Origin of the sequence: Spirulina sp. CS-785/01, assembly GCF_028330525.1 — a bacterium.
In the GTDB taxonomy this organism is placed as follows: Bacteria; Cyanobacteriota; Cyanobacteriia; order Cyanobacteriales; family Spirulinaceae; genus JAQMSD01.
This window is the reverse complement of sequence record NZ_JAQMSD010000289.1, coordinates 20993-27442: the sequence shown is the minus strand read 5'-3', so window position 1 is coordinate 27442 and position 6450 is coordinate 20993. Positions and strand designations below refer to the sequence as shown.

The 6450-nt window shown below is 48.5% G+C and carries 6 protein-coding genes; 2 read left to right on the top strand and 4 right to left on the bottom strand.

The window, feature by feature from the left end; genetic code table 11:
- Positions 1-719: 719 nt before the first annotated feature.
- The 4 genes from PN462_RS18800 to glyA form a co-directional block, all read right to left on the bottom strand.
- Entirely contained in the window at positions 720-1193 is a 474-nt protein-coding gene (locus PN462_RS18800; RefSeq protein WP_272130365.1) for a universal stress protein, read from the bottom strand.
- Positions 1194-1445: 252 nt separating this feature from the next.
- Positions 1446-2711: a competence/damage-inducible protein A gene (locus tag PN462_RS18795; protein ID WP_272130364.1), complete on the bottom strand. Its 1266-nt coding sequence runs from the start codon at positions 2709-2711 to the stop codon at positions 1446-1448.
- Between the two features lie 34 nt (positions 2712-2745).
- Entirely contained in the window at positions 2746-3795 is a 1050-nt protein-coding gene (locus tag PN462_RS18790; protein ID WP_272130363.1) for a glycosyltransferase family 4 protein, read from the bottom strand.
- 233 nt (positions 3796-4028) lie between these two features.
- Positions 4029-5312 carry a serine hydroxymethyltransferase gene (glyA, locus tag PN462_RS18785; protein WP_272130362.1) on the bottom strand — a complete coding sequence of 428 codons (1284 nt, stop codon included), beginning with the start codon at positions 5310-5312 and terminating at the stop codon, positions 4029-4031.
- A 246-nt stretch (positions 5313-5558) separates the two neighbouring features.
- Between glyA and PN462_RS18780 the strand changes: the two genes are divergently transcribed.
- Positions 5559-5795 (top strand): hypothetical protein, encoded by a 237-nt coding sequence (locus tag PN462_RS18780; RefSeq protein ID WP_272130361.1) that lies wholly within the window; start codon positions 5559-5561, stop codon positions 5793-5795.
- A gap of 127 nt (positions 5796-5922) precedes the next feature.
- Positions 5923-6438: a Tic20 family protein gene (locus PN462_RS18775; protein WP_272130360.1), complete on the top strand. Its 516-nt coding sequence runs from the start codon at positions 5923-5925 to the stop codon at positions 6436-6438.
- Positions 6439-6450: the final 12 nt, after the last annotated feature.

Here is a 6450-nt window from a genome sequence, read left to right as displayed (position 1 = left end):
CCTCCACGATTAGGTTCCTCCACGATTAGGTTCCTCCACGATTAGGTTCCTCCACGATTAGGTTCCTCCACGATTAGGTTCTTCCACGATTAGGTTCTTCCACGATCAGGTTCTTCCACAGGAATGGGAATAAGTTCAGGTTCAGATTCTCCTTCGGGGCCCAGTAAAACTTCGATCAAGCGACGAGCCCAGTCTTTGAGTTTTTCCAAAACCTTCTCTAGATAGTCCATTGAACAGAATGCTCCTCTAAGACCTACTTCTATTCTAGCGAGCGTTCGGCACAGGGATCATTCCCTAATAAAACTAAACATTTTTTGACACTCCACACCCTAGAAGGACGTGGATTCTTCATTCATAGACCCAACTTGCCCTAGCAGGATTGCTCCAACTAAAGTAGAGGTCGAATCTCAGTCCCGCGTTCGGGTTTATAGCCCAAGTTCCCATATGCCCTACGGTACTCAAAAACATTGTAGCATCAAGTCGCCCTAAAAGGGCGAGGCTTTAGACCCATTATTTTTGGTAAATCGCAGTTTACATTCAGCAAGAAAGCGATTCCCCGCAGGAGTCGATGTAAAGCTATCACCGAGCTTGAATTCTCCGTAAACTGAACTAAAGACTCCAGAACGTTGTTTAATTCAATGCCGACTCTATACTTGCTTTCCCTTCTAGGATAGCACAACGGATTTTGAGACTGAGCCGAGTCTCTTAGAAGCCAGCCATTAATCTTGAATCACACAGACGGAACAATGGACATGGTGGAGAACGTAATTACTGACACTGCCCAATAATACCTCTGTGAGTCCACTCCGGCCTCTACGACCCATAACAATTAAATCTGCCCCCCAGGTTTTGGCCAACTCTCGAATGAGGGGGCCAGGGTGGCCGATTTTACACTGCATTTCCGCTTCTAGACCGGCCTCTAGGGCTTTTTGGTGATAAGGTTTTAACCAAGTCCGAAAGTCCTGTAACTCTTCTTGAACTTTTTCCTCTAATGATTGGGTAAACCCTCCAGAGAGGTCAACATCGGCTTCAATTTCATTGAATGTCGCTAAATGTCCACCAAAATCCCAATCCAAGCTATGTAATAAGAGGAGACTACTGTGGTTCTCTTTAGCTAGGGCTAAGGCTTTCTCAAATACCATCTCGGTATTGGCGGAACGGTCTAAGGGGACGAGGATTTTCTGAAAGGTCATTATAATCTTCCCTAGTTACTATAACTCTATTTTTATATTACTTTTCAATCATATTGCAACCCATCACCCATTAGTGACAAGTTTTTGTTAAGGGAGATGGGGGAGATGGAGGAGATGGGGAAGATAGGGAAGATAGGGAAAACAAAAAAATATATATTATTCCCGATTCCCGATTCCCGATTCCCGATTCCCGATTCCCGATTCCCGATTCCCTGTTCCCTTGTTCACAAACAACCAATTACCCATTACCCATTACCCATTACCCATAGTCCGATGCAACAACTTACGACGTAACCGATCTAGGGCGTGGCAGGAACTACGGGTGCGGATGGTGGCGCGATCGCGCTCTACCCCAAACCGATACTCAAAAATATCCACCGTCCCATCGGGGGCTGCCAAGCCCATATAGACCAATCCCACGGGTTTTTGAGGAGTCCCCCCACCCGGGCCCGCAACCCCCGTAATACTCAAACTCCAGTCCGTCTGGAGCGCATCTTTCACCCCCAAGGCCATCTGTTTAGCCACAGGTTCACTCACCGCCCCCAACTGAGAAAGAGTTTCTCGACTCACCCCCAACAGCTTCATCTTCACCCCATTAGCATAAGCAATAATCCCCCCCGAAAAATAAGCCGAACTCCCCGGAATCCGGGTCAGCATCGCCCCTAACCCGCCCCCCGTACAAGACTCCGCCACCGACAACGTTTCCCCTTCTTGTAGAAGTAACTCTCCCACCACCGACGCTAAACTCTCCTCATCCGCCCCATAATAGTCATACCCCGCAATCTCTTGAATTTGCTCACTGATCGGCTCAATCAACGCCATAGCCTCCTCCTGAGACGGCGCACAAGCCGAGAGACGCAACCGCACCTCCCCATGGGACGCATAAGGGGCCACCGTCGGATTAGCCGACGTAAAAAACTGACTCACCTTCGTGGCCAACTCCGACTCCCCAATCCCCCAAAAACGCAACAAGCGACTATAAATCACCTGCTTCCCCCATCCTTGGCTTTTCAGAAACGGCACAGCCGTATCTTGCCACATTTGCCGTAACTCCGACGGCACACCAGGAAAGGTCAAAATCGTTAAATTCCCTTGGGGTTGCCAGATCATCCCCGGTGCCGTCCCCCGCTTATTGGGGAGAACCTCCGCCCCTTGGGGGAGTAGAGCTTGCTTGCGATTATTCGGGGTCATCTGGCGGCGACGTTGACTAAACTTTTCGCTAATATCCTGTAAAATCGCCGGATGTTCCACCAGAGGGGTTTGGAAAAAATGGGCAATGGTTTCCGTCGTCAAATCATCGGGAGTCGGCCCCAACCCCCCAGTAAAAATGAGGAGAGAAGATCGAGCCATGGCCACCTCAATCACCTGTTGAAGACGTTTCGGATTATCCCCCACCACCGTTTGATAATAGTGAGGAATCCCCAACCCGGCCAACTCCGTCCCTAAATACTGAGCATTACTGTTGAGAATATCCCCTAACAATAATTCTGTGCCAACACAAATAATTTCCGCACTCATGAAACTTGCTGGTTTTGTTGCAACATCGGTTAAGTTATTGTCTGAGCTTTGTTTTCCGCCAAACCTGCCACCCCACATAGGCTAACAACATGGTCGCCCCCATGGCGTAGGCTTCCCCACTGGGAAACCCCGAAAACGCCAAAGCTAAACTCCCCACCCAAAGGGTTAATGAGTAGATAAATAGCACCGTGAGACGTTGAGAAATGCCCGCATTGAGTAAACGGTGGTGGAGATGGCGTTTATCGGCAAAAAAGGGCGATTTCCCTTGACAGATACGGGAAATAATCACGGCGGACATATCCACAATGGGAACGGCCAAAATAAGATAAGGTAATAAAACAGATGTGACGGCAGTGGTTTTCACTAAGCCAATGACCCCCACTCCAGCCAAAGTAAAGCCCATAAAATAAGCCCCCCCATCCCCCATAAAAATTTGTGCCGGGTTAAAGTTATATCGCAAGAAGCCTAAAGCCCCTCCGGCTAACGCGGCTGCCATTAAAGCGGCGGCGGGTTGTTCCATAAAAAGGGTTGTAATGAGCATAACCACCGCCGCAATGCCAGAGACTCCGGCGGCCAAGCCATCCAACCCATCAATCCAGTTAATTGCATTGGCCATCCCTACTAACCAAACAATGGTAATGGGGAGACTCAAGACTCCCACCTGAATTAAGCCATCAAAGGGGACTGAGAGAAAATCAATCCGGACTCCCAACCCCCAAGCCAGGGTTGCAATACCGCCTTGCATGAGGAGGCGAGAAAAGGGACTGAGACTAAATAAATCATCCGCCAGTCCAATACAGAAAAAACAAACACTGCCGAGGGCAACCCCAACAATATCTCCTCGGTCTTCTAGGGATAGGCCAGTAAAACCGCCCAATGCCCAGACAATGAGCAAGGCGGCTAAAGTTCCGGCGAAAATGGATACTCCTCCCAAGCGAACAATCGGCTGTTGATGAACTTTGCGCTCATTGGGGCGGTCAACGTGACCACTCCGCAAACCAATCGTTTTCACGACAGGTGTACTCCATAGGACAACAATCGCAGAAACGAGGAAGGCAATCAGATGATACAGATGGAGAGGCATCTGGATTGTAAAACCTAATGGGATCGGTCAAAGTGTACACTACTTTCGCCCTTCACGTTCAGGATGATCCCCCAAAATTGGCCAATTGTAGGGGGAATGCTGACGGTCAAAGGCGGTAGAAAAGCCCCCTGCGGGGCTATGGTCTTCGCGTTGCGTCCTAACTCCCCCGATGAGAGGGAGTACCGCCCCCTCCCCTGTAGGGGATCAGGTGTGGGTTTTCCCTCTGCTGTGGTTTACGCTATGGCCGGAATAGGCAGGCGTAAATGGGGATAGAGGGGGAAGCGATCGCATAACTGGGCCACCCGTTGACGACAATTTTGGGTGGTGGCTTCATCGTTGGGATTTAAGAGGCGATCGGCAATAATATTGGCAATCTCGGTAAATTCACCCTCTCCCATCCCGCGAGTGGTTACAGCAGGAGACCCTAAACGTAAGCCACTGGTGACAAAGGGGGATTCGGGGTCAAAGGGAACGGTGTTTTTATTGGCGGTAATATTGACGGTACTCACCAACTTATCGGCTTCTTTCCCGGTCATGCCAATGGATTGTAAATCCACCAACATTAAGTGATTGTCTGTTCCCCCAGACACAATCTTAAAGCCTCGGTCCGTTAAACCTTTGGCTAAGGCTTGGGCATTGGCAATCACTTGGCCAGAATAGGCTTTAAATTCTGGTGCTAGAGCTTCTCCAAAAGCCACCGCTTTCCCCGCAATTACGTGTTCTAAGGGGCCGCCTTGAGTCCCAGGGAAAACGGATTTATTTAATTTTTTCCCTAATTTTTCATCCCGACAAAGGATTAAACCACCACGGGGCCCCCGTAGGGTTTTATGGGTGGTGGTGGTGACGACATCACAGTAAGGGACGGGGTTGGGGTGATGGCCACTGGCCACTAATCCCGCAATGTGGGCAATATCCGCCAAGAGATAAGCCCCCACATCATCAGCAATTTCCCGGAATTTCGCAAAGTCAATGGTTCGAGGATAAGCCGAATATCCGCAAATGATTAACTTGGGTTTTTCCCGCCGAGCTTGTTCTAAAATTTGGTCGTAGTCGAGGGTTTCGGTTTCTTTACTAACGCCGTAGTGAACCACATTAAACCATTTCCCGGACACATTCACCGGAGACCCGTGGGTTAAGTGACCTCCGTGGGATAAGTCCATTCCCATAATGGTGTCCCCTGGGTTTAAGAGGGTGAGGAAGACCGCAAAGTTGGCTTGGGCCCCGGAATGGGGTTGCACATTGGCCATGGCCGCACCAAATAATTCTTTGGCCCGATCAATGGCTAATTGTTCAATTTGGTCAATGAATTCACAGCCTCCGTAATAGCGTTTATTGGGGAGACCTTCGGCATATTTGTTGGTTAATACCGATCCTTGGGCTTCTAAAACCGCCGGAGAGGTGAAGTTTTCGCTGGCAATGAGTTCGAGGTGTTCCCGTTGACGGTGGAGTTCCCGGTCTATCATCTCTGCCACTTCCGGATCGTTTTCCACCAAAAAGTCTAGGTTTGTTTTAGTCATAGGATGTAGGATGATATGAGCAACTTAGGGCTAAACCAATCATTCAGCCTGAGTTTTTTATCATACCTCTGTTTTCCCCCGCAAGGAGGAGAAATCTGGTTTTGGGTGCGGTGAAATTCTTTCCCTTTGCCCCCCGACTCCTCTGTTTATCCTTATGTTAAGGTGTGTAGCGAAACTGACGATTTGTATGCAACGCTACATTACAATAACAAATAGTAGCGAGTTGACTAAGGTCGAAGGGGAGTCATGTTAGTCATTTTGACCGATGAACAGGTTCTTTCCCCTAAGCAAGTTTGTCAGGGTTGCCTTTTTGCCAACCAAGAAGGTTTACCTCGATGGAGAAAAAATGGCTTAGGCTGTGGTTTAGCGATGCAGGCGGCGGATAAACGAGTTTGTCCTAAGTCTTTAACCCAAGTACAAGCGCGTTTTCCCAAGTTGTATCAATGTCAGATGGGCTTTCAGGTGGCGTATATTGAGGGTTAGGGAATGAACAATTGGTGAACCACAAAGGCACACCAGTTATTGGGAAAAGAAAGGACACAAAGCAGTAAGTCGGATCGCAACGAAGAACAAAGAACAAAGAACAAAGAACAAAGAAGGAGTTATTGGTATGGTTTGGCGGGGTGATACGACATTGCGCGATCGCATTTTAGGGGCCCTTCCCTATCTAATGCCGATGCTAGATATTTTACTGGTGATCAGTTCCATTCCCGCAGGGTTTATACTGTTTTCCCTGTTTCCCCCGTTACGTCTCTTACTGTCCCCACTCTATGCCATTTTACCCTTCTATACGATGCGGCTAGGGGGCTTTTTAAGTGTTGAGTTAATTTTATTCATTGTTCTCTTTGTGGCCGTTGTCCGCAATGACGACTTACCCCGTTTTTTACGCTTTAACACCCTTCAAGGGTTGTTAATGTCCATTTTCCTATTTCTCTGTAATTTAGTATTGGACTTAATCGGACGAATGCTCTTTGTTGGAGCGTTACAGCTTGTTCTGCAAGGAGTGTTTGTGTTACTGTTCATCGGGACAATGGCAGCCTCAATTTTTGCGATTATTCAATGTTTCCGGGGGTTATACGCAGATATCCCCTTTATTTCCGAGGCGGCCCATTCTCAACTCCCTTAACGGGTGAGTTAT

What these genes read in the sequence shown, in the direction of transcription:
- PN462_RS18800 (WP_272130365.1), bottom strand. Translation starts at nt 1,193, where the DNA reads ATGACCTTTCAGAAAATCCTCGTCCCCTTAGACCGTTCCGCCAATACC.
- PN462_RS18795 (WP_272130364.1), bottom strand. Translation starts at nt 2,711, where the DNA reads ATGAGTGCGGAAATTATTTGTGTTGGCACAGAATTATTGTTAGGGGAT.
- PN462_RS18790 (WP_272130363.1), bottom strand. Translation starts at nt 3,795, where the DNA reads ATGCCTCTCCATCTGTATCATCTGATTGCCTTCCTCGTTTCTGCGATT.
- glyA (WP_272130362.1), bottom strand. Translation starts at nt 5,312, where the DNA reads ATGACTAAAACAAACCTAGACTTTTTGGTGGAAAACGATCCGGAAGTG.
- PN462_RS18780 (WP_272130361.1), top strand. Translation starts at nt 5,559, where the DNA reads ATGTTAGTCATTTTGACCGATGAACAGGTTCTTTCCCCTAAGCAAGTT.
- PN462_RS18775 (WP_272130360.1), top strand. Translation starts at nt 5,923, where the DNA reads ATGGTTTGGCGGGGTGATACGACATTGCGCGATCGCATTTTAGGGGCC.